At 29.0% G+C, this 23762-nt stretch carries 32 protein-coding genes, 1 tRNA gene and 1 rRNA gene; 21 read left to right on the plus strand and 13 right to left on the minus strand.

The window, feature by feature from the left end; translation table 11 throughout:
• The first annotated feature begins 12 nt into the window (after window positions 1-12).
• The 10 genes from gmd to AC5SL4_RS00955 all read left to right on the plus strand — a co-directional run bounded on the left by gmd (window position 13) and on the right by AC5SL4_RS00955 (window position 6786).
• Window positions 13-1047, plus strand: coding sequence for a GDP-mannose 4,6-dehydratase (gmd, locus tag AC5SL4_RS00910; protein ID WP_494587416.1), 1035 nt, complete (start codon window positions 13-15; stop codon window positions 1045-1047).
• Window positions 1034-1969, plus strand: coding sequence for a GDP-L-fucose synthase family protein (locus tag AC5SL4_RS00915; protein WP_494587418.1), 936 nt, complete (start codon window positions 1034-1036; stop codon window positions 1967-1969). Before gmd ends, AC5SL4_RS00915 begins: the two co-directional genes overlap by 14 nt.
• Entirely contained in the window at window positions 1966-2862 is an 897-nt protein-coding gene (locus AC5SL4_RS00920) for an NAD-dependent epimerase/dehydratase family protein (RefSeq protein ID WP_494587419.1), read from the plus strand. Before AC5SL4_RS00915 ends, AC5SL4_RS00920 begins: the two co-directional genes overlap by 4 nt.
• 42 nt (window positions 2863-2904) lie before the next feature.
• Window positions 2905-3019: ribosomal RNA gene (rrf, locus tag AC5SL4_RS00925) — 5S ribosomal RNA — on the plus strand.
• Between the two features lie 12 nt (window positions 3020-3031).
• Window positions 3032-3157 (plus strand): type B 50S ribosomal protein L36, encoded by a 126-nt coding sequence (gene ykgO / locus AC5SL4_RS00930; protein WP_006997331.1) that lies wholly within the window; start codon window positions 3032-3034, stop codon window positions 3155-3157.
• A gap of 5 nt (window positions 3158-3162) precedes the next feature.
• Entirely contained in the window at window positions 3163-3273 is a 111-nt protein-coding gene (locus AC5SL4_RS00935) for an aa3-type cytochrome c oxidase subunit IV (RefSeq protein ID WP_494587420.1), read from the plus strand.
• Window positions 3274-3282: 9 nt separating this feature from the next.
• A complete protein-coding gene (locus AC5SL4_RS00940; protein ID WP_494587421.1) occupies window positions 3283-4371 on the plus strand; it encodes a Re/Si-specific NAD(P)(+) transhydrogenase subunit alpha in 1089 nt (362 codons plus the stop codon).
• A gap of 4 nt (window positions 4372-4375) precedes the next feature.
• Window positions 4376-4684, plus strand: a complete 309-nt coding sequence (locus tag AC5SL4_RS00945; protein WP_494587422.1) for a proton-translocating transhydrogenase family protein — start codon at window positions 4376-4378, stop codon at window positions 4682-4684.
• A gap of 2 nt (window positions 4685-4686) precedes the next feature.
• Complete coding sequence (locus AC5SL4_RS00950; protein ID WP_494587423.1) at window positions 4687-6081, plus strand: NAD(P)(+) transhydrogenase (Re/Si-specific) subunit beta; 1395 nt, start codon at window positions 4687-4689, stop codon at window positions 6079-6081.
• A gap of 6 nt (window positions 6082-6087) precedes the next feature.
• Window positions 6088-6786 (plus strand): transaldolase family protein, encoded by a 699-nt coding sequence (locus tag AC5SL4_RS00955; protein WP_494587424.1) that lies wholly within the window; start codon window positions 6088-6090, stop codon window positions 6784-6786.
• On the opposite strand, the gene AC5SL4_RS00960 is transcribed toward AC5SL4_RS00955, so the two are convergent.
• The 13 genes from AC5SL4_RS00960 to tkt form a co-directional block, all read right to left on the minus strand.
• Window positions 6783-7511, minus strand: coding sequence for a methyltransferase domain-containing protein (locus AC5SL4_RS00960; RefSeq protein ID WP_494587425.1), 729 nt, complete (start codon window positions 7509-7511; stop codon window positions 6783-6785). The genes AC5SL4_RS00955 and AC5SL4_RS00960 overlap by 4 nt on opposite strands.
• A gap of 32 nt (window positions 7512-7543) precedes the next feature.
• Complete coding sequence (locus AC5SL4_RS00965; protein WP_494587426.1) at window positions 7544-8224, minus strand: methyltransferase domain-containing protein; 681 nt, start codon at window positions 8222-8224, stop codon at window positions 7544-7546.
• A 7-nt stretch (window positions 8225-8231) separates the two neighbouring features.
• A tRNA-Met gene (locus AC5SL4_RS00970) sits at window positions 8232-8308 on the minus strand.
• Between the two features lie 6 nt (window positions 8309-8314).
• Window positions 8315-8509 carry a 30S ribosomal protein S21 gene (gene rpsU, locus AC5SL4_RS00975; protein ID WP_006997326.1) on the minus strand — a complete coding sequence of 65 codons (195 nt, stop codon included), beginning with the start codon at window positions 8507-8509 and terminating at the stop codon, window positions 8315-8317.
• Window positions 8510-8564: 55 nt separating this feature from the next.
• Window positions 8565-9152, minus strand: a complete 588-nt coding sequence (locus AC5SL4_RS00980) for a DUF1013 domain-containing protein (RefSeq protein WP_011281790.1) — start codon at window positions 9150-9152, stop codon at window positions 8565-8567.
• Window positions 9153-9383 (minus strand): 50S ribosomal protein L31, encoded by a 231-nt coding sequence (gene rpmE / locus AC5SL4_RS00985; RefSeq protein ID WP_006997324.1) that lies wholly within the window; start codon window positions 9381-9383, stop codon window positions 9153-9155.
• Between the two features lie 35 nt (window positions 9384-9418).
• A complete protein-coding gene (locus AC5SL4_RS00990) occupies window positions 9419-10159 on the minus strand; it encodes an inositol monophosphatase family protein (protein WP_011281791.1) in 741 nt (246 codons plus the stop codon).
• Between the two features lie 5 nt (window positions 10160-10164).
• Complete coding sequence (gene efp, locus AC5SL4_RS00995) at window positions 10165-10725, minus strand: elongation factor P (protein ID WP_018413868.1); 561 nt, start codon at window positions 10723-10725, stop codon at window positions 10165-10167.
• A complete protein-coding gene (gene thiE / locus AC5SL4_RS01000) occupies window positions 10722-11345 on the minus strand; it encodes a thiamine phosphate synthase (RefSeq protein WP_494587428.1) in 624 nt (207 codons plus the stop codon). Before thiE ends, efp begins: the two co-directional genes overlap by 4 nt.
• On the minus strand, window positions 11332-12342 hold the full coding sequence (locus tag AC5SL4_RS01005; protein WP_494587429.1) for a class I fructose-bisphosphate aldolase: 1011 nt from the start codon (window positions 12340-12342) through the stop codon (window positions 11332-11334). The genes thiE and AC5SL4_RS01005 overlap by 14 nt, the downstream gene beginning before the upstream one ends.
• 1 nt (window position 12343) lies before the next feature.
• On the minus strand, window positions 12344-13522 hold the full coding sequence (locus AC5SL4_RS01010; protein WP_494587430.1) for a phosphoglycerate kinase: 1179 nt from the start codon (window positions 13520-13522) through the stop codon (window positions 12344-12346).
• Window positions 13522-14529 carry a type I glyceraldehyde-3-phosphate dehydrogenase gene (gene gap, locus AC5SL4_RS01015; protein WP_494587431.1) on the minus strand — a complete coding sequence of 336 codons (1008 nt, stop codon included), beginning with the start codon at window positions 14527-14529 and terminating at the stop codon, window positions 13522-13524. The genes AC5SL4_RS01010 and gap overlap by 1 nt, the downstream gene beginning before the upstream one ends.
• Window positions 14530-14531: 2 nt before the next feature.
• Window positions 14532-16490: a transketolase gene (tkt, locus tag AC5SL4_RS01020; RefSeq protein WP_494587433.1), complete on the minus strand. Its 1959-nt coding sequence runs from the start codon at window positions 16488-16490 to the stop codon at window positions 14532-14534.
• A 53-nt stretch (window positions 16491-16543) separates the two neighbouring features.
• Here tkt and AC5SL4_RS01025 point away from each other — a divergent pair, with 53 nt between their 5' ends.
• The 11 genes from AC5SL4_RS01025 (at window position 16544) to pal (ending at window position 23752) form a co-directional block, all read left to right on the plus strand.
• The gene (locus AC5SL4_RS01025; RefSeq protein WP_494587434.1) at window positions 16544-16867 is read left to right on the plus strand and encodes a 5-formyltetrahydrofolate cyclo-ligase; all 324 of its coding nucleotides are present in this window, start codon (window positions 16544-16546) and stop codon (window positions 16865-16867) included.
• Window positions 16855-17301 carry a cell division protein ZapA gene (locus tag AC5SL4_RS01030; RefSeq protein ID WP_494587435.1) on the plus strand — a complete coding sequence of 149 codons (447 nt, stop codon included), beginning with the start codon at window positions 16855-16857 and terminating at the stop codon, window positions 17299-17301. Before AC5SL4_RS01025 ends, AC5SL4_RS01030 begins: the two co-directional genes overlap by 13 nt.
• Window positions 17302-17305: 4 nt before the next feature.
• Window positions 17306-17749, plus strand: coding sequence for a 5-formyltetrahydrofolate cyclo-ligase (locus AC5SL4_RS01035; protein WP_494587436.1), 444 nt, complete (start codon window positions 17306-17308; stop codon window positions 17747-17749).
• Window positions 17750-17849: 100 nt separating this feature from the next.
• The gene (locus AC5SL4_RS01040) at window positions 17850-18656 is read left to right on the plus strand and encodes a TIGR00282 family metallophosphoesterase (protein WP_494587437.1); all 807 of its coding nucleotides are present in this window, start codon (window positions 17850-17852) and stop codon (window positions 18654-18656) included.
• Window positions 18657-18661: 5 nt separating this feature from the next.
• The gene (locus AC5SL4_RS01045; protein WP_020169140.1) at window positions 18662-19387 is read left to right on the plus strand and encodes a YebC/PmpR family DNA-binding transcriptional regulator; all 726 of its coding nucleotides are present in this window, start codon (window positions 18662-18664) and stop codon (window positions 19385-19387) included.
• On the plus strand, window positions 19387-19881 hold the full coding sequence (locus tag AC5SL4_RS01050; RefSeq protein ID WP_271485875.1) for a RuvC family protein: 495 nt from the start codon (window positions 19387-19389) through the stop codon (window positions 19879-19881). Before AC5SL4_RS01045 ends, AC5SL4_RS01050 begins: the two co-directional genes overlap by 1 nt.
• 53 nt (window positions 19882-19934) lie before the next feature.
• On the plus strand, window positions 19935-20609 hold the full coding sequence (gene tolQ, locus AC5SL4_RS01055) for a protein TolQ (protein ID WP_006997310.1): 675 nt from the start codon (window positions 19935-19937) through the stop codon (window positions 20607-20609).
• A gap of 1 nt (window position 20610) precedes the next feature.
• A complete protein-coding gene (gene tolR / locus AC5SL4_RS01060) occupies window positions 20611-21027 on the plus strand; it encodes a protein TolR (protein ID WP_006997309.1) in 417 nt (138 codons plus the stop codon).
• Window positions 21028-21032: 5 nt separating this feature from the next.
• Window positions 21033-21842, plus strand: a complete 810-nt coding sequence (gene tolA / locus AC5SL4_RS01065; protein WP_494587438.1) for a cell envelope integrity protein TolA — start codon at window positions 21033-21035, stop codon at window positions 21840-21842.
• A 2-nt stretch (window positions 21843-21844) separates the two neighbouring features.
• Window positions 21845-23185 carry a Tol-Pal system beta propeller repeat protein TolB gene (gene tolB, locus AC5SL4_RS01070; RefSeq protein WP_494587439.1) on the plus strand — a complete coding sequence of 447 codons (1341 nt, stop codon included), beginning with the start codon at window positions 21845-21847 and terminating at the stop codon, window positions 23183-23185.
• A gap of 24 nt (window positions 23186-23209) precedes the next feature.
• Window positions 23210-23752, plus strand: a complete 543-nt coding sequence (gene pal / locus AC5SL4_RS01075; protein WP_494587440.1) for a peptidoglycan-associated lipoprotein Pal — start codon at window positions 23210-23212, stop codon at window positions 23750-23752.
• The last annotated feature ends 10 nt before the right edge of the window (window positions 23753-23762 follow it).

Raw genomic sequence — 23762 nt, forward strand, 5'->3', positions numbered from 1 at the left:
AAAATTTAATATATGAAAAAAATTGCTTTAATTTTTGGAGTTACAGGACAAGATGGTGCCTATCTTTCAAAATTATTATTAAAAAAAAATTATATTGTTCATGGTGTAAAAAGAAGAAGCTCATCTTTTAATACTGAAAGAATTGATGATATTTATAACGATTTACACAACAAAACAAATTTTTATTTGCATTATGGTGACCTTACAGATTCTTTATCTGTTCTAAAGATAATAAAAAAAATTAATCCTAATGAAATTTATAATCTGGGTGCACAATCTCACGTAGGTGTTTCATTTGAAGTGCCTGAGTATACTGCAAATGTTGATGCATTAGGAACATTAAGAATTCTGGATTCTATATTAACTCTTGGAATGAAAGATAGAGTAAAATTTTATCAAGCTGGAACTTCAGAATTGTTTGGTGCTTCAAAGCCGCCTCAAAATGAAAAAACAAATTTTTACCCAAGAAGCCCCTATGCTGCTGCAAAATTGTATGCACACTGGATAACAGTAAATTATAGAGAAGGGTATAATATTTTTGCCTGTAATGGAATTTTATTTAATCACGAGAGTCCTTTGAGAGGTGAAACTTTTGTAACAAAAAAAATTGTATCTTCACTTTGTAAAATCTCTCTATTAGGAAAGGGAAAACTTTACCTTGGAAATTTATATTCAAAGAGAGATTGGGGGCATGCTCAAGACTATGTAGTAGCCATGTGGAAAATGCTTCAACAAAAAAAACCAAAGGATTATGTTATTGCATCTGGAAAACAATATAGTGTCAAATATTTTGTAAATTTAATATGTCATATTTTAAAAATTAAAATTAATTGGAAAGGTAAAGGAATTAATGAAAAGGCCTATTTAAATGGTAAAGTTATTATATCTATAGATAAAAAATATTTTAGGCCAACTGAAGTAGATTCCTTACTTGGAGATTCAAGAAAAGCGAGAAAAGAACTGAAATGGAAACCAGATTATAATATTCAATCGTTAGCAAAAGACATGGTTACTCAAGAGATTAAAAACATTAATGGTAAAAAATAAAAGTAGAGTATTCGTAACTGGACATAAAGGTTTAGTGGGATCAGCTGTAGTCAGAAAACTAACTGAACGAGGGTATAAAAATATAATATCAGTTACAAAAAAAAAGCTAGATTTAAGAAATCAAAAGGAAGTATTTAATTTTTTCCAAAAAAAAAAAATTGATGCAGTTATTAATGCTGCAGGTCATGTAGGGGGTATTTTTGCAAACAATAAATATAAAGCTGATTTTATTTATGACAACTTAGCAATTCAAAATAATATTATTCATGCTTGTTATAAGAATAAAATAAAATCATTAATTTTTTTAGGCTCTAGCTGCATTTATCCAAAAAACTCCAAACAACCAATTAAAGAAAAATATTTATTAACTGGAGAACTAGAAAAAACAAATGAACCATATGCTATTGCAAAAATAGCAGGTATTAAAATGTGTGAAAGTTATAATTTCCAATACAAAACCAACTATAAATGCTTAATGCCGTGTAATTTATATGGTCCAAATGATAATTATGATCTTAAAACATCGCATTTTTTCCCAGCTTTAATTTTAAAAGCTTTAACAGCAAAAAAAAATAAAAAAAATGAACTAACATTATGGGGATCAGGAAGACCCAAAAGAGAATTAATGTATGTAGATGATTTGGCTGATGCGTGTATTTATTTTTTAAATAAAAAAACAAAAGACTCTTTAATCAATATTGGAACTGGTCATGACAAAAGTATATTTCAATATGCAAAATTTATTTTAAAAAAAATTAATTTTAAATGTAAGATTATTTTAGATAAATCTAAACCAGATGGAACACAAAGAAAAATTATAGATAATTCAATAGCCTTAAGTTATGGATGGAAACCCAAAATTGATTTAGACGAAGGCTTTGATTTAACTTTAAAATCATACTTCTCTAAATCTAATAAATGAAAAAAAATTATATAGTAGTAACTGGAGGAGTAGGTTTTATTGGCTCAAACTTAATCAAATATCTTATAAATAAAACCAAGTTTAACATCATCAGTTTAGACAATTATTCTACTGGTAACAAAAAAAATGAAATTAAAGATAAAAGAATAAAATATATAAAATCAGATACTAAAAAAATTTCTAAAACTTTAAATTTATATAAAAAAAATATTCATTCACTTTTTCACTTTGGAGAATTTTCTAGAATATATCAAAGTTTTTTAAAGATGAGTACTTGCATTGACGCTAATACGATTGGTTCAAATGAAGTGTTTAATTTTTGTCTTTTAAATAAAATTAAACTTATATATTCAGCCACATCAGCAAGCATAGGAAATAAAGGTGATGATAAAAATTTATCTCCTTATGCTTTTACTAAAGCTAAAAATTTAGAATTATTAGAAAATTTAAAAAAATGGTTTAATTTTAAGTATGAAATAATTTATTTTTATAATGTGTATGGACCTGGACAAATAAAAAAAGGTTCTATGGCTACAGTGATTGGAATATTTGAGGATCAGTTTAAAAAAAAAATGCCATTAACAATAGTTAGACCTGGATCGCAATCTAGAAGATTTACACATGTTTTTGATACAGTTGAGGGGTGTTATTTTGCGTGGAAAAAAAATATGTGTAAACACTACAGTGTGTCTCATAAACAAAGCCACACAATTATTGAAGTTGCAAAAATGTTTAATAGTAAAATTAAGTTTCTTCCATCAAGAAAAGGCGAAAGATATGCCTCAGCTTTAACGAGTATGAATTTATCAAATAAAGTTCACAAAATATTTGGAAAAATCAACCTTAAAGATCACATCATAAATATCCTTAAAAACTCTCAAAAAAGACCTTAATTCTTTGGTTTACAATGTTTTTATTTTAGGTATAACACTCTCGCCGGTGATTATTGCGAAGGGGTAATACCCGATCCCATTCCGAACTCGGAAGTCAAGCCCTTCAGCGCCAATGGTACTTTGTCTTAAGACACGGAAGAGTAGGACATTGCCGGCTATAAAAAATATTATGAAAATTAAAAGTTCGTTAAAATCATTAAAAAAAAGAGACCTTAATTCTAAACTCGTTAGAAGAAGAGGTAGAGTTTACATAATTAATAAAACAAACCCAAAATTTAAAGCAAGACAGAAGTAATTTTTATGGACAATCAAGACCATAAGAGTACCTGGAATAATTTCACAAAGTTTGTGTTGTGGGGAACTGTCGCTGTTATAGTTGTTTTAGTTTTAATGGCAATATTCTTGCTGTAGAATTCTCCTATGAGAATTGCTTCAATTTTAGAAAATCAATTAGTAGAGAAAAGAATTGCTATCACTCCTGAGATTGCAAAAAAATATATAACTCTTGGCTTTCAAATTACATTAGTTGAAAAATATGGTGAGCATCTAGGTTTTAAGGATAGTGACTACAAAGAGTTAGGTGTTGAGATCTCTACTAACGAAACAGAGATATTAAATAAAGCTAATATTATTATTCAGTTAGGGTTACCATCTGATGAAAATCTATCAAATTTAAAAGAAAACCAAACACTCATTGGAGTATTTAATCCTTATAATAATAAAGAAAAAATAGAAAATTTGTCCAAAAAAAATATAAATGTTTTTTCTTTAGAAATGTTACCAAGAATAACTAGAGCTCAATCAATGGATATTCTTTCCTCACAAGCTAATCTTGCTGGCTATAAAGCAGTAATTGAATCATTTGCAAATTTTGAAAAAGCAATACCAATGATGATGACAGCAGCTGGCACTATCCCAGCAGCAAAAGTGTTAGTGGTTGGTGCAGGTGTGGCTGGTCTTCAAGCTATTGCAACTGCAAAAAGAATGGGTGCCATAGTATTTGCAACAGATGTTAGAATGGCTTCAAAAGAACAAGTTGAAAGCTTAGGTGGAAAATTTTTAACTGTTGAAGGATCTGAAAATTTAGAGACCGAAGGGGGTTATGCAAAAGAAGCTTCTGAAGAATTTAAAAAAAAACAAGAAGATTTATTAGCTGAAACTTTAAAGAAAATTGATATTGTAATTTGTACTGCTTTAATTCCAGGCAAAAAAGCTCCATTAATTATCAAAGGTTCTATGATTGATAATATGCAATCAGGCTCTGTTATTTATGATTTGGCTGCAATTCAAGGTGGAAATGCAGAGTTTACTGAAGTCGATAAAGTTGTAGTTAAAAATGGAGTAAAAATTATGGGTGAAACAAATATTCTAAATAAGCTTCCTGTTTCGGCTTCGAACTTATATTCAAAAAATGTATTTAACTTTGTGTCAAATTTATATGATAAAGAAAATAAAAAGATTAATATTAATTTAGAAGATGAAATAATTAACAAAACATTAATTAAATAGATTTATGGAAATAGACCCTTTTATATTTAGATTAAGCATATTCATTTTATCAATTTTCATTGGTTATTATGTTGTATGGAGCGTAACTCCATCTTTGCACACACCATTAATGTCAGTAACTAATGCTATATCGTCAGTAATTATTGTTGGTGCTATAATTGCAGGTTTAGCAGGAAGTGTAGACAATATTTTTACAATTTCTAACATTCTTGGTTTTTTAGCAATATCTCTTGCCGCCATTAATATATTTGGAGGATTTTTGGTTACTCAAAGAATGCTTCAGATGTATAAAAAAAAGAAGAAAGATAAATAATTATGTCAGCGAATTTATCAGCAATATTTTATCTAGTTTCAGGGGTTCTATTCATATTGGCATTAAGAGGTCTTTCATCGCCAGAAACCTCAAGACAGGGTAATTTTTTTGGAATTTTAGGAATGGTTATAGCTATTACTGTTACTTTTTTATCTGTTGGAAGTTTTTCTAGCGGACTAATTTATGTGTTAATTTTTTTAATAGTAGGTGGTCTTATAGGAGCATTCATTGCTTATAAGATAGCAATGACTGCTATGCCAGAATTAGTGGCAGGATTTCATAGTTTAGTTGGATTATCAGCGGTTTTTGTTGCAATCTCAGCTTTCTTAAACCCTGAAGCATTTAATCTAGGATCAGTAGGTGCTATTAAACTTGCAAGTTTAATTGAAATGTCAATCGGAGCTGCAGTTGGTGCTATAACATTCTCTGGCTCAATAATTGCTTTTTTAAAACTTCAAGGAATAATGTCGGGGTCACCAATCACATTTAAGGGACAGCATTTTCTTAACGCTTCATTATTAATTTCAATTCTAATTTTAACTTATTTACTTTGCTCATCACAGACATCTAATTTTTTTTGGATATTAATAGCAGTTTCGTTCTTAATTGGATTTTTATTAATTATCCCAATTGGTGGAGCAGATATGCCAGTAGTAATTTCAATGTTAAATTCATACTCTGGTTGGGCTGCTGCAGGAATTGGTTTTACTTTAGAAAATACTGCATTAATTATAACAGGTGCTCTTGTTGGATCTTCAGGTGCAATTTTATCTTACATAATGTGTAAAGGCATGAACCGTTCATTCTTTAATGTAATTTTAGGAGGATTCGGCGCAACAGAACAGTCGGCATCAATTGGAAATAAAGAACAAAGACCAGTTAAGAGTGGTAATGCGGAAGACGCAGCCTTCTTAATGAAAAATGCATCGTCAGTTATAATTGTTCCAGGTTATGGAATGGCGGTTGCTCAAGCACAACACGCACTAAGAGAGATGGTAGATACATTAAAAAAAAACGATATTAAAGTTACCTATGCAATCCATCCAGTTGCAGGAAGAATGCCAGGGCATATGAATGTGTTATTAGCTGAAGCAAATGTCCCTTATGATGAAGTTTTTGAACTTGAAGAAATTAACAATGATTTTGCTAATGCTGATGTTGCATTTGTAATTGGCGCGAATGACGTAACCAATCCTGTTGCAAAAACTGACCCACAAAGCCCAATTTATGGAATGCCCGTATTAGATGTTGAAAAATGCAAATCAGTATTATTTGTAAAGAGAAGCTTATCTCCTGGATATGCTGGAATTGACAATGACTTGTTCTATAAAGATAACACGCTAATGTTATTTGCTGATGCTAAAAAAATGACCGAGGACATCACTAAAAATCTTTAAAAAATAATGACAACAAAAATATTTTGTGACATTGCAGAATTAGATTTAATAAAGAAGTTTAATAGAAAAAAAATTGTAAAAGGTTTTACAACAAATCCTAGTTTAATGAGAAAAGCTGGGGCAAAGGATTATAAATCTTATTCTAAAAAAATATTAAAAATTTGTAATAATAAACCTGTTTCATTGGAAGTATTTGCAGACACATATAAAGAAATTAAAAAACAGGCTCTTCAGATTAATACCTGGGGAAAGAATGTTTATGTAAAAGTACCGGTTGCCAATTCTAAAGGTATTTTTATGGGTAAAATTATTAAAGAGCTTAATAATTTAAACATTAAAATCAACATCACAGCAATATATAACGCAAAACAAACGGAAAGAATTCTTAAATTAATTAATAAGAAGACTAAAGTTATAATTTCAATATTTGCAGGTAGAGCTGGAGATTCTGGTAAAGATCCAGTTCCAGAATTTAAAAAAAGCATATCAATGGCGAAAAAATTTAAGAATGTAGAAATACTTTGGGCAAGTGTTAGAGAGCCCTATAATTATTTACAAGCAAAACAATTGGGCTGTCATATTATAACTATCCCACCAACAACTATTGAAAAAATAGAAAATTTTGGAAAAACTTTTGACCAACTTACGAAAGAAACCGTCAAAGCTTTTTTAGATGATAGTAAAAAATCTAATTTTAAAATCTAGTAATTTTTATTAGGCCATCTTTTTTTTATTTTAGTTTTATCAACAAATATTGACATACAGTTTTGTTGTTTCTTAAAAAAGAAAAAGAAAACTTTTCCAGCTATAATTAAAGTCTTTAAAAGAATATTTTCAATATAGCTGTCTCTGTTTTTGAAATTTGTTAAATCACTAGCATAGTCAAAATTTACAAAATTAATATTTTTTGGATCAAATGATTTTAATAATTTTAAAATTTCTTTTTCAGTCCATCTATAAACATAATTAGGAATGGCAGTATCTAACAGACCACCTGAATTTTTATCTTCATTAATCGATGAAACCTCAAACTCTTCTGCTAGTTTAATTTTTGTAGCCAATCTCATAATCAAGCTATCATTGGATTCAATTATCAATACGCCTTTTATTGCAACTCTATATAGCTCTGTTATCGCTTTATGAGGTAAATCAATATGATGAATTGTTGCATTCGCAATAGCATAATCAAATGATTTATCTTTAAATGCTAAGTTTCTTAAATCAGATTTAAAAAGATTTATATTTTCTCTAAACCCATAATCTAAAAATTGATTTTTTTCGTCGTCGTCGTGATAAGTTATGCTGAACTTTAAATACCCTAAGTCTTTTAAAATTTTCACTTCATGTAAGGAAGCACTAATCAATAAAAAATTTGAGTCTATGTTTATGTAATTTATAAAGTTTTTTTTATAAAAATGCCATCTATTCATAGTTACTGTAATTATTTTTAGTATTTTTTTAATTAATTAAATTTTTTTCCAATAATAATTATATTTGATTTAAAGAAAAATAATTTAATAAATTTTATTTCATATATTATTTTATAATTATCAAGCATCTTTTTTAGTTCATTAACACTTAGAAGATTTAAGTTTTCTTCATTAGCATAAAAACATAACCCTAAAAATTTTAATATTTTCCTATAAATAGACTTTGGCAACCAATGAATTAAAGGAATTTTGGTATGTAATTCTATTGGATAAAATTTATTTGGAGTTGTAATTACAAAAATTTTTTTTGTTAATTTAATGACATTTTCTAACATTTTTTTTTGATTTAGTGTGTTACCCACATGTTCAATAGTTGCATTTGATACGACAAGATCAGAAGAAAAATTAATAAGCTCATTTTCTGAAAACTCCTCTGTAATAGATTTTTTTATTTTTTTATTGAAAAAATCAGAGTTAACTATTTGATCAGAAATGCATTTAAATTCATTAATATTTTTTATATTTTTGATTACAATATTGCTGCTTGCATTTTTATCATCACTAGTTGTTCCTATATCTAATGCATCATGTATTTGAAGGTCTTTAATTGTATTGTTTATAATATTAGATATTTCTAATCTTTTTCTTAAAACAATTTTATCAAAAAAATTATAATGGTTTATTGCATATATGGTGTCTTGATTTTTTTGCATTAGAAATTGGTTGCGGGGGACGGATTTGAACCGCCGACCTTCAGGTTATGAGCCTGACGAGCTACCAGACTGCTCCACCCCGCGGTATATTTAAATTCTATTTTTAAGCTTATTAAGCTTTTTAACTCTTTTAATATTTTCTTGTAGAATTCTTTTTTTCTTTTCAGAAGGTTTTTCATAAACGCTTTTTAATTTTACTACTTTAAAAAAACCATCTCTTTGCAATTTTCTTTTAAGAACTCTAAGTGCTTGTTCAATGTTGTTATCTTTAACTTCTATTTTCATAAATATTTTTTAAGAATGTTTAAGTACCATCATATAATTTTGGTGTCTATTAAAATTATTCAATGTTTGAAACTTCTCTTGTTAGTTTTGCTTTTTCTTTTTCTTTTTTTTCCCTTTTTATTCTTCTTTCAGCTTTTTCAATAGCCTCAATTAGATCCTTTTGAGAGAACAGCCCTAATGCTACAGGGTCTTTAGGGTTTAAATTGTTATAATTCCAATAACTTTTATTTTTAATTGCAGTAACTGAAGCCTTGGTTATTCCAACTAGTTTTGCTATTTGTGAATCTTTTAGTAATGAATGATGTTTAATTAACCACAAAGCTGAATCTGGTTTATCTTGTCTTTTAGATAATGGAATATATTTTTTAATTTTTTTATCCTCAGTTGAAATTTCAATATCAGTATTTTTTATCTGTAATTCTTTGTTTTCATCTTTAGATGCTAGTTCAATTTCTTCTCTAGTAAGTTGACCTGATATAATGGGGTTGTAAGCCATTATTCCTTTTGCAACTTCACCATCTGCGATACCTTGCACTTCAACCTCATGTAAATTACAGAACTTTGAAATTTGTTTAAAAGTAAGTGTTGTATTTTCTACTAACCAAACAGCAGTTGCCATTGGCATTAATGGTACGTTTGACATTTAATCTTTCTTTTCTGATCTGAAATTTTGGAATTTTTTATTGAATTTGCTCACACGACCCTTGTCCATTAATTTTTGTTTTCCACCTGTCCAAGCAGCATGAGATTTTGGATCGATTTCTAATTTTAAAACCTCTCCTTCTTTTCCCCAAGTTGATCTTGTCTCAAATTGAGTTCCATCAGTCATTTCTACTTTAATCGTATGATAGTCTGGGTGTATGTCTTTTTTCATATCGAGACTTATAGCAAAAGAATTTTATAAAACAATTAAAAGTTCTTTAATTTTTCAAGCATTTTGTCATTAATTGCCATACTAGAAGCTCTTATTTTGATGTTTTTATTTTGTGAGAGGTCAATTTCATTAATTAAGCCACCTGCTTCTTTTACCAATATTATACCAGCAGCTATATCCCACAAATTTAAATCATTTTGAAAATAACCATCATACCTACCAGCTGCAACATAGGCAATATCAAGTGCTGCACTTCCAGATTTTCTTAAAGGCAAATCAACTTCATTTTTAGTTATGCCGCCTGTAGCAAACAAGCAACTATTAAGCTCTCTTTTTTTTGATACTCTAATTCTTTGATTATTAAAGAACGCTCCACTTTCTTTTTCAGCATAAAACATTTCGTCTTTTATAGGATCATAAATTAATCCTGAAACTATTTCATCACCAGATTTTAAAGCAATTGAAATTGCAAAGTGAGGAACACCATGCAAAAAATTAGTAGTGCCATCTATAGGGTCTATTATCCATGTATGTTCTTTATCTTTATTAGTTTCAGAACCTTCTTCTTCACTAATAATAGAATAGTAGGGTCTTGCTTTTTTTAACTCTTCTATAATTATTTTCTCAGCTTTTAAATCAGCATTTGATACAAAATCAGTAGGTCCTTTGATTGAAACTTGTAGTTTTTCTATTTCTCCAAAATCTCTAATTAAAGCTCTAGACGCTTTTTCTGCAGCCTTTATCATAACATTTAGATTGGCAGATATTGATTGCATATAATTTATATTTTTTTGACATATTCCATAGTTCTCGTATCGACTATGATTTTATCTCCGCTTTCAATAAATGGAGGGACTTGAATATTCACTCCATTATCTAAAGTTGCGGGCTTATAAGAAGAAGAAACTGTTTGCCCCTTTAAAGCAACATCAGTTGTATCAACTGTGCACGTTACCTGATTAGGCAATTCAACTGTTAAAGGTTTTTCATTATAAAAACTTATACTGACTTCTAAGTTTTCAGTTAACATTTTACCTTTTTCTCCAATTGTTTCTTTTTTAATATTTATTTGTTCATAAGATTTTGGGTCCATAAAATAATAATCAGTTTCATCGCTATAAAGATAATTAAATTTTGTTTCATCTAATGAAGCTTTTTCAACAGACTCACTTGATCTAAATCTCTCATTTAATTTTGTATTTTTATTCACACTTTTCATTTCAACTTGAGCAAAGGCACCACCTTTTCCAGGTTTTACATGTTGTGTCTTTAAAACTTGCCAAAGATCATTCTTATATTCAATTAACATTCCAACTCTAATTTCACTTGCGTATAATTTCATTTTAATTTTCTAATAGCTTCTAATGGTTTGTATTTTTTATTATTCCAAATGTAGCCTGAAATAGCCAAAAAGTTAGCTTTATTCAATAAAAGTTTTTTATAATTACTAAGCTTTATACCTCCAATAGCTACAATTGGTAAGGAGGTTATTTTTTTTATAGATTTTAATACAGTTAAACTGGCTCTATATTTAACTGTTTTAGTTTTAGTTGCATAAAATGCACCAAAAGCTAAATAATCAGCACCATCTTTAATTGCTCTCTTTGCTAGATTTATAGAATTATGACAGGTCACACCAATAATTTTGTTCTTTAATATTTTTCTAGCTTTTATTAAGTCCATATCTTTTTGACCTAAATGACAACCGTCTGCATTTAGTTTTTTAGCAAGTAGAGGGTCGTCGTTGATTAAAAATTTAACTTTGTACTTGTTACAAATTTTCTTAATTTTTTTTCCAATAATTATTTTATTTAAATTTGTTTCTTTTTTAATTCTTAGCTGAAAGAAACTTATTTTTTTTGAACTAAATACTAGAGCTAAATCATCGTAAAAATTTATATTAGATATTTTATTTGGAGAAATAAGATAAATAAATTTCTTATTTATTTTATTCTGCTTCAAGTTCTTTTGACCATTTACCTTGAGCTGCAAGCGTGCACATATTTGCTCTGTGGTTGAAGACTTTTTGAGTGCCACTAGTATTGTTAATATCTTTTGACCAAAATTTAAGTGCACTTTGTTGTAAGGCTCTACCATATGAATAAGTCATAATAAAATTTGTATCATTATACTTATTAATTAAGTTTAAATTTTCTGTTGCTTCTACTTCTGTTTGTCCACCAGATAAAAAAGCAATTCCTGGTACATCTGTTGGTACATTTTCTTTTAAGCATTTTAGGGTAAGCTTTGCAACTTCTTCACTTGATATTTTCTTATCAGCAGTAGTTCCAGCTAAAATCATATTAGGCTTTAAAATTACTCCACTTAAATCTATTTTATTAATCATTAATTCTTCAAAGCATTTTTTAATAACTTCAGAAGTTTTATTAAAACAAGTTTCGGCAGAATGATCTCCATCCATTAATACTTCAGGTTCTACAATTGGAACCATTCCACATTCTTGGACTAAAGCTGAATATCTTGCCAGTGCATGAGCATTGGAGTGCATGGATAATTTGCTTGGATATTTATCTGAAATATTAAAAACACCTCTCCACTTTGTAAATCTTGCACCAAGTTTATAATAATCTTTTAGTCTTTCTCTTAAGCCATCCAAACCTTCTGTAATTTTTTCCTCATTAGACCCTGCTAGAACTTTTGCACCTGTATCGACTTTAATTCCTGGAACTGCTCCAGACTTAGAAATTAATTCTGGAATAGTCTGCTTAGAGTTAGATGTTTGATTGATGGTTTCATCGTATAGAATAACACCACCAATAAAATCTTTCATACCACTTGATGAAAAGAGAGTTTCTCTAAATAAAAGTCTATTTTCTGGGCTGGAAGGTACATTAACTGACTCTAATCTTTTGGTCATGGTTCCATTGCTTTCGTCTGCAGCAAGGATTCCCTTACCATTAGACAATATTTTTAATGCAATTTTATTAAGTTCTGACATTTTAATTCAGAGCCTTTATACCAGGAAGTTCTTTACCTTCAAGATATTCTAAAAAAGCACCACCCGCAGTTGAAACAAAATTAAAATTATTAATTGCCCCAATACCATTTAAAAGAGAAACAGTATCACCACCACCTGCAACTGAGTAAATTGTATTATTCTTATTTTTTTCAATAATTTTTTTTGCTATTTCAATACTTCCTTTGGCAAAGTTAGGATTTTCAAAATAACCTGCAGGCCCATTCCATAAGATAGTACTACTTTCTTCAATTAATGAATTAATAGCTTTAATTGTCTTGGGACCAATATCTAAAATTAACTCGTCTTTAGAAATATTATTTAGTTCCTTTATTTTAGCTGATCCATCTAAGCTTTTCCCTACAGCAACATCCTCAGGGTAAATTATCTTACATTTTTCTTTTTTTGATAAAGAAAATATTTCTTCAATAATTTTATCACAATTATCTTCTTGAATAGATTTTCCAATTTCATATCCTTTATATCTAAGTAAATTATTAGCCATCCCACCAACTATTATAATATTATCAAATTTAGCAATTAAATTCTTAATGATATTAATTTTAGATGATATTTTAGAACCACCTATGATGCATGTTATAGGTCTTTGAATTTCAGATGTAATTTTAGTTAGTGCGTCAATTTCTAAATTTAATTGAAGGCCAGCGTAAGAAGGAATAAATTTAGTGATTTCAAAAATTGAAGCATGTGCTCTATGCGAACATGAGAAAGCATCATTAACATAAATATCTGCTAGACTTGCTAAATGTTTAGCAAAACCATTTTCATTTTTTTCTTCCTCTTCATAAAACCTAAGATTTTCAAGTATTACAATTTTTTCATTATGTTCATTAAATAAATCATTAGATTTAATTTCTTTTATATTTTTTGAAATTAATTTTATATTTTGGTTTAGTTTATTTTTTAGATCTTCACATATTGGTTTAAGAGAGAGCTCACTTACAACTTTGCCTTTAGGTCTACCCACATGAGATAGTATAATTATCTTTGCTTCATTTTTTAATAAAAAATTAATAGTAGGTAAAATTTTATCTATTCGAGTGGTGTCAGTAATTTTTCCATTATCTAATGGAACATTTAAATCCAACCTAAGTAATATTTTTTTTTGATTAAGATTAGTTTCGTCTTGAATATTTCTCATTAAGAGACTTGATGAAGATGTTCTGCTATGTCGCACATTCTATTTGAAAAGCCCCATTCGTTATCATACCACGCTGAAATTTTTCCCATATTTTTACCAACCACATTAGTCAAAGATAAATCAACAATTGCTGAAGCTGAATTATGATTAAAATCAATTGAAACTAATTTTTCTAATGTAACTTCTAAAACTTTCTTTGATTGTTCTTTAGAGGCGATAGTAAATGCCTCATTAATTGTCTCTTTGCTCATCTCTTTTTTTGTACAAAAAACTAGCTCTATAAGGGAAACATTAGGAGTTGGCACTCTCATTGCAATGCCTTCAAGTTTTCCTTTCAATGAAGGTATAATTTCACCGATTGCTTTTGAAGCACCTGTGGAAGTTGGTACAATCGATTGACTAGCAGATCTTGCTCTTCTAGGATCTTTATGGGAATTGTCCAAAATTCTTTGGTCACTTGTGAAAGCATGAATAGTTGTCATAAACCCTTTTTCAATTTCAAAAGTTTCATTTAAAATGTTAGCAACAGGTGCAAGACAGTTAGTTGTACAAGAGGCTGCAGAAATAATTTGATCATCTTTTGTCAAAATATTTTCATTTACACCATAGACAATTGTTTTATCTGCATTTTTGCATGGAGCTGAAACTATAACTTTTTTGGCGCCATTTTTTATATGAGCTAATAATTTTTCTTTTGAATTAAATTTTCCAGTACATTCAAAAACATAATCAACATCAAATTTTTTCCAGTTAATATCTTCAATATTAGATTCTTGTGAAAATGTTATTTTATTATTATCAATAATTAAATGTTTTTCATCAAAATCTAAATCTGCATTAAATTTACCATGAATAGAATCGTATTTAATTAAAGAACAGCTGGCTTCAGAATTTGATCGGTTATTGATGTGTTTGATTTTTATGTTTTTGTTTTGGCTTTCAATGATAGCTCTAATTACCATTCTACCAATTCTTCCCATTCCATTGATACCAACTTTTATTGTCATATTTAACTCTTTATTAGTTTTTTTGTTTTTTGTGAAATATTTTGAACTGTTAATCCAAAATATTTATAAATTTCTTTGTAGGGTGCACTTTTACCGAATGTATCAATTCCAAAAGCTAAACCCTCAGTTCCAATATATTTTTTCCAGCAATCAGTTGAAGCTGCTTCAATAGATATTTTAAATTTTGCTTCATTAAGAATTTTTTTCTTATATGCTTTTGACTGCAAATCAAAAATATCCTGGCATGGTACTGATATAACTTTAGAATAAATTTTATCTTTGGCTAATTTATGGCTAGTTTCAATTGCTAAATTAACCTCAGAACCACTAGCAAATATTGTTAAACTAATTTTTTTATTAGTTCTTAAAACCTCGTAAGCACCTAAAGAACATTTGTTTATATTTGAATATTTTTTTCTAATAGGTTCAAGATTTTGTCTGGTTAAAGATAACACACTTGGTGTCCTCGAATTTTTTAATGCTAGTTCCCAACACTCGATAGTTTCCATTCTGTCTGCTGGTCTAAAAACATTTAAATTAGGAATAGATCTTAATCCAGACAGTTGTTCAATAGGTTGGTGTGTTGGTCCATCTTCCCCTAAACCAATTGAATCGTGGGTCATCACATAAATAACACGTTGCTGCATCAAAGCAGATAAACGAATGGAAGGTTTGCAATAATCAGAAAATATTAAAAAAGTTCCCCCATATGGAATAAATTTACTATGAAGTGCTAAACCATTCATTATTCCTGCCATGGCGTGTTCCCTAACACCATAGTGGATATAATCACCATTAAAATTAACAGAATTAATAGGGTTATGATGTTTGGTTTTGGTGTTATTAGATCCCGCTAAGTCAGCTGAACCACCAATTAACATATTATTTTCTCTCGTAAGAGCATTAAGAGTTAACTCAGAGGCTTTTCTAGAGGCTAGACTTTTGTTTTCTCTAAGAGAATTTTGTTTTTCACTTTTTAAAGCTTTAGAGAAATTATTTTTAAAGACTTTATCTACTAAATTTTTTTTTCTTTTATAAATTTTACTCCATGCAGAATCAAGTTTTGCACCCTTATTACCAATTTTTCTCCATTCATTCAAAATACTTTTGGGAATTTCAAAAGGTTTGTGTTTCCAATCTAATACTTTTCTAACTAATTTGATTTCATCTAAACCAATTGGACTACCGTGCGAAGAGGCTTTACCAGATTTATTAGGTGAACCATAACCAATTTTTGTTTTGCATGAAATAACTGTTGGTCTTTTAGCATTTTGAACTTTTTTTAATGCAGAAAAAATTTCTCTTTCGTTATGACCATTGATTAGTATGTAATCCCAACCATAACTTTCAAATCTTTTTTTGAAATTATCTGAAACTGCCAAACTGGTTGGTCCATCAATTGATATCGAGTTATTGTCAAAAAGCATAACTAGATTTTTTAGCTTTAAGTGTCCTGCTAAACTCATTGCTTCATGGCTAATGCCTTCCATTAAACATCCATCTCCAGCTAAAACATAAGTTTTATGGTTTATTATTTCTTTACCAAGTTTTTTCTTCAAAATTTCCTCTGCAATAGCGAAACCAACTGAATTAGCAATTCCTTGTCCAAGAGGACCTGTCGTAGTTTCAATACCAGTACCAAGGTGATACTCAGGATGACCCGCACAAATAGATTTTAATTGTCTAAAATTTTTAATATCATTCAAAGAAATACTTTTGTACCCAGTTAAATGTAATAAAGAGTAAAGAAGCATAGATCCATGACCAGCAGATAAAACAAATCTGTCTCTATTTATCCAGTTAGGATTTTTTGGATTAAATCTAAGAAAATTTTTAAACAAAACTGTTGCTACGTCTGCCATACCCATCGGCATTCCAGGATGACCCGAATTTGCCTTTTGCACAGCATCTATAGATAAAAACCTTATTGCGTTTGATAAATCTTTATGTAATTTGTTCAAAAATATCCTATCTAGACTTAGAAGACTCAATTTAATAATATAAATATATATATATGAAAACAGACAGTGAAAAAGAAAAAAAGCTCAGTTTTGCACTTAATAAATTGAAGAGTTTGAATTTACAAAACCCAACGCTAAAGTCTAATTTAGAAAACTTAAACATTCAAAAAAATCAATTAGAAATTGAAAAAAAACAAATAGAAGAAAAATATCAAAATTTAGAAAGTGAATTTAAAGCTCTTAATCAAAAATTAGAAGATATTAACCTGCAAAAAATAGAAGAACAAAAAAAAGAGACAGAATTTTCAGAAAAAATAGATGAATTAAATCAAGAAACAGATACTTTATTAGAAGAAATAGACAAATGGCAAATGTAAATATTAAATTTAATGGCAAAGATTTTCTACTATCTTGTGATGATGGACAGGAAGAGCATTTAGAAGAATTGTTAACTCATATTAATCAAAAATTTAGCAATTTAAAGAATGACCTTGGAAACATAGGGGAAAATAAACTTCTATTGATTACTTCAGTTCAAATAATGGATGAATATTTTGAAACTAAAAAAAAGGTAGAACAAAAAAAAACTGAATTACAGAATTTATCAAATAAATTTAGAGAATTGAAATCATTAGTTTATGATTACAGAGATAGAAAAGAAGAAGAGATGAAGGAACTTCAACAAGATCATGAAAGTTTTAAAAAAGAAATAGAAAAAAATAAAGAAGATTATGAAAAAATAATCGAAGCTGCAGCAGATGAAATTGAAAATTTTGTTGAAAAAGCAAATTTAGAAAATCCAATTCAGTAGATTTGTGTTAAAATCTGAATTAAGAAAAAAAATTCTTAAAGTAAGAAAAAAATTTAATACAAAAAATATTCAGCTCAACTTCAAGCAAATTATAGAAATTCTTAAAAAAGAAAAGATAACCAATCAGATTATTATAGGTGGATACTATCCGGTAAACTTTGAGATAGATGACTTAACACTGTTAAGAAAATTTAAAAAGAATAAATTTAATATTTCTTTGCCCATAATTAAGAAAAACTTTCAAATGGATTTTTATTCATGGTCATTTTCTGAGCCTTTAAAAATAAATAAATATGGAATACCTGAACCAGAAGCTAAAAATATAGTATACCCTGACGTTTTATTAATTCCCTTGGTAGCATTTGATAAAAAATTAAACAGACTTGGATATGGTGGTGGATACTACGATAGATTAATTGAAAAATTATCAAAAAAAAAAATATCATAAAGATAGGTTTAGCTTTTTCAATTCAAGAAATTGATAAAGTGCCAACTAATATGTATGATCAAAAATTAGATTATATTGTAACAAATAAAAATATTATAAAATGAAAATACTCTTTTTAGGTGATGTAGTTGGCATTTCAGGACGCTCGATGGTTTTGAATAATTTACTATCAAAAATTAAAGATGAAAAAATCGATTTTGTAGTTGTTAATGGTGAGAATGCAGCTGACTCAGGTGTTGGTCTTACAGAGGAAATATGTAAAGATTTTTTTAACTGTGGTGTAGATGTTATTACAACGGGTAACCATGTGTGGGATCAGAAAGAAACAATGTCTCATATTGAAAAAGAAAATCGACTTCTTAGACCTAAAAATTTATTTGAACCATCTCCAGGAAAAGGCTTTGGAATATTTACTGCTAAAAATGAGATGAGAGTGGGGGTACTTAATTTAATGGGAAATGTTTTTATGAAGAAATGTGAAGATGTATTTGAAGCAGCTGAAAAATTTATGAAAAAATATAAGCTTAAAGAAGATTATGATTTTTTATTAGTCGATTTTCATGGTGAAATAACAAGTGAAAAATCAGCCATGGGACATTTTTTTGATGGTAAAGCAACATTGGTTATTGGAACTCACACGCATATTCCAACAAATGATACTAGAATATTAAAAGGTGGTACTGCTTATCAAACTGATGCAGGAATGTGTGGTGATTATGACTCAGTTATTGGAATGAATAAAGAAAATTCAATTAATAGATTTTTAAAAAAAAAGTCCACAAAGCACTTTCCAGCAATTGGTGAAGCTAGTTTGTGTGGTGTGATTGTTGAATGTGATGTAGAAACAGGGTTAGCTAAAACTGTAAAAAATTTTATACATGGAGGAGAATTAAAAAATTCTCAATAATTATTATGTCGGGTCATTCAAAATGGGCAAGTATAAAACACTCTAAAGGAAAAGCAGACAAACAAAGATCTAAAGTATTTTCAAAATTATCTAAAGAGATAAGTGTAGCAGCAAAACTAGGTGATAAAGATCCTGCGATGAACCCAAGACTTAGATCTGCAATTCAAGCAGCAAAATCAGCCAACATGCCAAAAGATAATATTGAAAGAGCTATTGCCAAATCTTCGGTTAATTCTGAAACAAATTATGAAAATTTAAGATATGAAGGATTTGGTCCAGATAAAATAGCCGTGATTGTAGAGGCGTTAACTGACAATAAAAACAGAACAGCTTCCAATGTTAGATCTATATTTGTAAAAAGTGGTGGCAATTTAGGAACTCAGGGATCTGCTTCACATAACTTTAATCAGTTAGGGATTATTAAAATTGATAAAAAAGAAATCTCAGATGAACAAATTTTTGAACTAGCAATTGAATCTGGTGCAGATGAGTGTATTTCAAATGATGAATTTCATGAAATTCAATGTCCTATGAGTGAAATTTATAATGTAAAAAAAAATTTAGAAAAAACAATTGCAAATTTTATTTCAACTGAGATTGAATGGGTTCCTTTAAATAGTGTAGATGTTGAAAAAGATAAAGTGGAAGCTGCAATAGAGTTTTTAGAAACATTAGAAGATGATGATGATGTTCAAAGTGTTTATTCAAATATAAATTTTAAGAATAACTAATGCTTATTATTGGAATAGACCCAGGCATAACAGGTTCTATTTGTTTTTTTCAAGATGGTAAAATAATTGATGTTATTGAAATGCCCAATATGCCTGAAGGAAAAAAAAATAAAAAACAAGTTAATGGTGCTCAAATTTATTATGAAATCTCTTCAAGAATTAAAGACATAAAGAAGGAAGATATCAAAGTTATAATTGAACAGGTATCAGCTATGCCAGGTCAAGGTGTTACTAGTATGTTTAATTTTGGACAATCGTTTGGTATTTTAAAAGGAATTTGTTCTGCAATGCAATTACCGATGTATTTTGTAAGACCGACAAAATGGAAAAAGTATTTTAACCTTATTAATTCAGAAAAAGACGCTAGTAGAACAAAAGCAATAGAGGTATTTCCTTATTTTTCATCAGAGTTATCAAGAAAAAAAGACTCAAATAAAGCTGATGCGATATTGATTGCTAGCTTTTATTACGAAACTTATAAACTAGAAGAATAAATAAAAACTTTAAAAGTCAAATTCATGACACATTTAAGTGTGAAACCTTCAATATGGAAGCTGATATTACATCTCAAGCAGTAGGCCTTGCCTCAAATACTGATTTTTCCTTGTGGAGTTTATTTTTAAGAGCAGATTTTATTGTAAAGTCAGTAATACTTATGTTGATTGGCTGCTCTATATATTCATGGGCCGTTATTATTGAAAAATTTAGACTGTTTAAAAAAATTAATTTAGAGTCTGAGGAATTTGAAGAAAAATTTTGGAAATCAAAATCAGCAGAATCTTTTTACAATAGTTTGCCAGCTGATGTAGAAAACCCTACGGCCTTGTTGTTTAAAGATACAATGCAAAGTTTATTAAAAGCCAAAAGTAAAACTAACCTAAATGAAAGAATGGCAAGCATACTCGAGGTTAATATTGAAAAACAAATTTCAAAAATAGACAAAGGTTTTACTTTTTTAGCAACAGTTGGTTCGACGGCACCTTTTATAGGTTTATTTGGAACTGTATGGGGAATAATGAACTCATTCCAATCTATAGCAATCTCAAGAAATACAAGTTTGGCAATTGTAGCGCCAGGAATAGCTGAAGCTTTATTTGCAACTGCTCTTGGATTATTAGCTGCAATACCTGCAGTTGTTGCTTATAATAAATTTAATAACGACTCAAAAAAATATTCACAAAGATTAGAAAATTTTTCTAAAAGATTTTTATCAATAATATAAAATGGCCTTTAATCTCAAACGTTCATCAAAAGAGCCTATGAGTGAAATAAATGTTACTCCATTTGTTGATGTAATGTTGGTGTTATTAATTATATTTATGGTAACAGCACCATTATTAACAGTTGGAATACAAGTTGATCTACCCGAAAGCTCTGCTGATTCATTACCTGAAGAATTAGAACCATTAACATTATCTATAAACTCTAAAGGTGAAATATTTATTCAAGAATCTAAAGTTGAGTATGATAAAATTATTGCAAAGATTTTAGCTGTATCTAAAAATAGAACAGACACTAGAATTTATGTTCGAGGAGATAAATCGATCAACTATGGTAGAGTTTTAGAAATAATGGGAATGCTATCTGGCTCTGGCTTTACTAAAGTAGCATTAATTTCTGAGCCATATAAAGAGAGGTAACTAAAGTGAATAGAAATATTGTTATTTCTTTTGGGTTTCATATATTTCTTGTGATAATCACAGCTATGAGCTTACCATTCCTTGCTAAAAAACCGATTGATCTTCCTCCGATTATATCGGTTGAGCTGATTCAAATCACAGACAAAACTAATATTCCTTTTGCACCAAAAGCAAAAAAAATAATAGAGAAAGTCAAAGAAAAAGAAAAAAAATTAGTTTCTGAACAGGCACCACCAAAAAAAATAAAAAAACAAAAGCCTGATGCTGTGCCATTGCCAGATGAAAAAATAGAAAAAATAAAGAAAATTAAAGATGAAAAACAAAACCCTGAAAAAGAAGAAACAGAAATTAAACAAATTTCAGAATTTGAAAAAAAAGAACTATTTGACACTAATAGTATTGCTGCATTAATTGATAAATCTAAGACTGAGAGTGCAGAAACAAATAAAAAATCTAATCAAGTTACCCAAGATCAGGATAAAGATATGGATTTTTCTGGATTAACTTTAAGTGAAGAAGATGCACTAAAAGCTCAAATTTTTGGTTGTTGGAGTATTCCTTTAGGGTTGCCGTTTAACGAAGATTTATTAGTTAGAATTAAGTTACAATTAAAGCCAGATGGTTCTATTATAAAAACAGAGATTCTTGATCATGCTAGAATGAATAGGCCTGGACAAGGATTTTATAAAGTGTTAGCTGAAAGCGCATTAAGAGCTATAAAGCTTTGCCAACCTCTTAGAGTACCTAGTACAGGTTATGAAAGATGGAAAGATATGCAGCTGAACTTTGATGCTAGAGAAATGTTAGAAGGATAAAAATGTTATTAAGATATTTATTTATATTATTTATTATTATTCCCATTAAAGCTTTTGCTTTAATTGAAGTTGATATTACTAGAGGAAATTTAAATCCTTTACCAGTTGCTGTATCCCCTCTATCAATAGATAATAAATCAAAAGAAAATTTTAAAAAAATTTTAAAACAAGAAGATTTAGGATCAGAAATTTCAACAGTTGTTGAGAATAATTTAAGACAATCTGGTCTATTTAATCCACTAGACAAAAATGCATTTCTTCAAGAACCAGATGTAGCTAATTTAAAACCAAGGTTTGAGGATTGGAATTTAATTAAAGCACAAGCTTTAGTAACAGGTAAGGTTACATTTGTAGATGAAAAACTAAGAGTAGAATTTAGATTATGGGATGTTTTAGCTGGAAAAGAAATGATGGCTTTAGCATTTACTACTGTTCCTAGTAACTGGAGAAGAGTAGGTCACATTATTACAGATAAGGTGTATGAACGCTTAACTGGAGAAAAAGGTTATTTTGATACTAGAATAATATACGTTTCTGAAGAAGGTCCTAAAACTAAAAGAATAAAAAAATTAGCAATAATGGACCAAGATGGTTTTAATAATAAATATTTAACACTTGGAAATGAATTAGTTTTAACACCAAGATTTAGCCCAACAAATCAGATGGTCACATATCTTTCTTATTTTAGAAATTTACCTAGGGTATATTTATTAGATATTGAAACTGGAATGCAAGAAGTAGTCGGAGATTTTCCTGGAATGACATTTGCTCCAAGGTTTTCACCTGATGGAAAAAAAATTATAATGAGTTTTGCTAAAGATGGCAATTCTGATATTTATACTATGGATCTTGAAAACAGAATTGTTGAAAGAATTACTAATCATCCATCAATTGATACATCACCCTCTTACTCACCAGATGGAAAACAAATTACTTTTAACTCAGACAGAAGTGGTTACCAACAAATTTATGTAATGGATAGTAATGGAAAAAATGTTAAGAGAATCTCATTTGGGAATGGTTTGTATGGAACTCCAGTGTGGTCTCCAAGAGGTGATTTAATTGCATTTACAAAGCTTCATAAAGGAAAATTTTATATAGGAGTAATGAGAACAGATGGAACTGGTGAAAGACTGCTAACAGAGAACTTTTATCAAGAAGCTCCATCATGGTCACCAAATGGAAGGGTTCTTATCTTTTATAGAGAAACTAAGACCAACTCTAAAGGAGAAGGATTTTCAGCCAAATTATGGTCTATTGATTTAACAGGGTATAATGAAAAGATGGTTGAAACCGAAACTGATGCTTCTGACCCATCTTGGTCGTCTTTATTAAGCAATTAGTCTTAATTTTACTTGATTTTTAACTTGAAAGGTCTAATTAAATATGAAAAATATAAAGTATTACAAAACAAGGATCAAGGAGCAACAATGAACTTAAGCAAGATTTTAAAAAATGGATTTCTAATTGTTTTAGCAAGTTTAGTATTAACTGCTTGTGCTACAAAAAAAACAACAACAGGACAAATGCAAGGTGATGTTTATACAGGAACAGATTCTGTAGAATATTTAGCTTCTGGTGTTCCAGATAGAGTTTTCTTTGCAACAAATGAAACTATACTTACAACAGCTTCAAGAGAAACTTTAAGAAAACAAGCTGCATGGTTAAGAAAAAATTCAGATATTAATGTTGTATTAGAAGGTCATGCTGATGAAAGAGGTACAAGAGAGTACAACTTAGCATTAGGTGAAAGAAGAGCTAATTCAGCAAAAGACTATTTAATGACTTATGGAATTTCTTCAGACAGAATTTCTGTATTAAGTTATGGTAAAGAAAGACCAGTAGATTCTGGATCTAACCCTTTAGCATGGTCTAAAAATAGAAGATCAGTTACTGTTAAAGCGAACTAATCAATTTAAT

It is taken from the genome of Candidatus Pelagibacter sp. PS_02 (assembly GCF_059418065.1).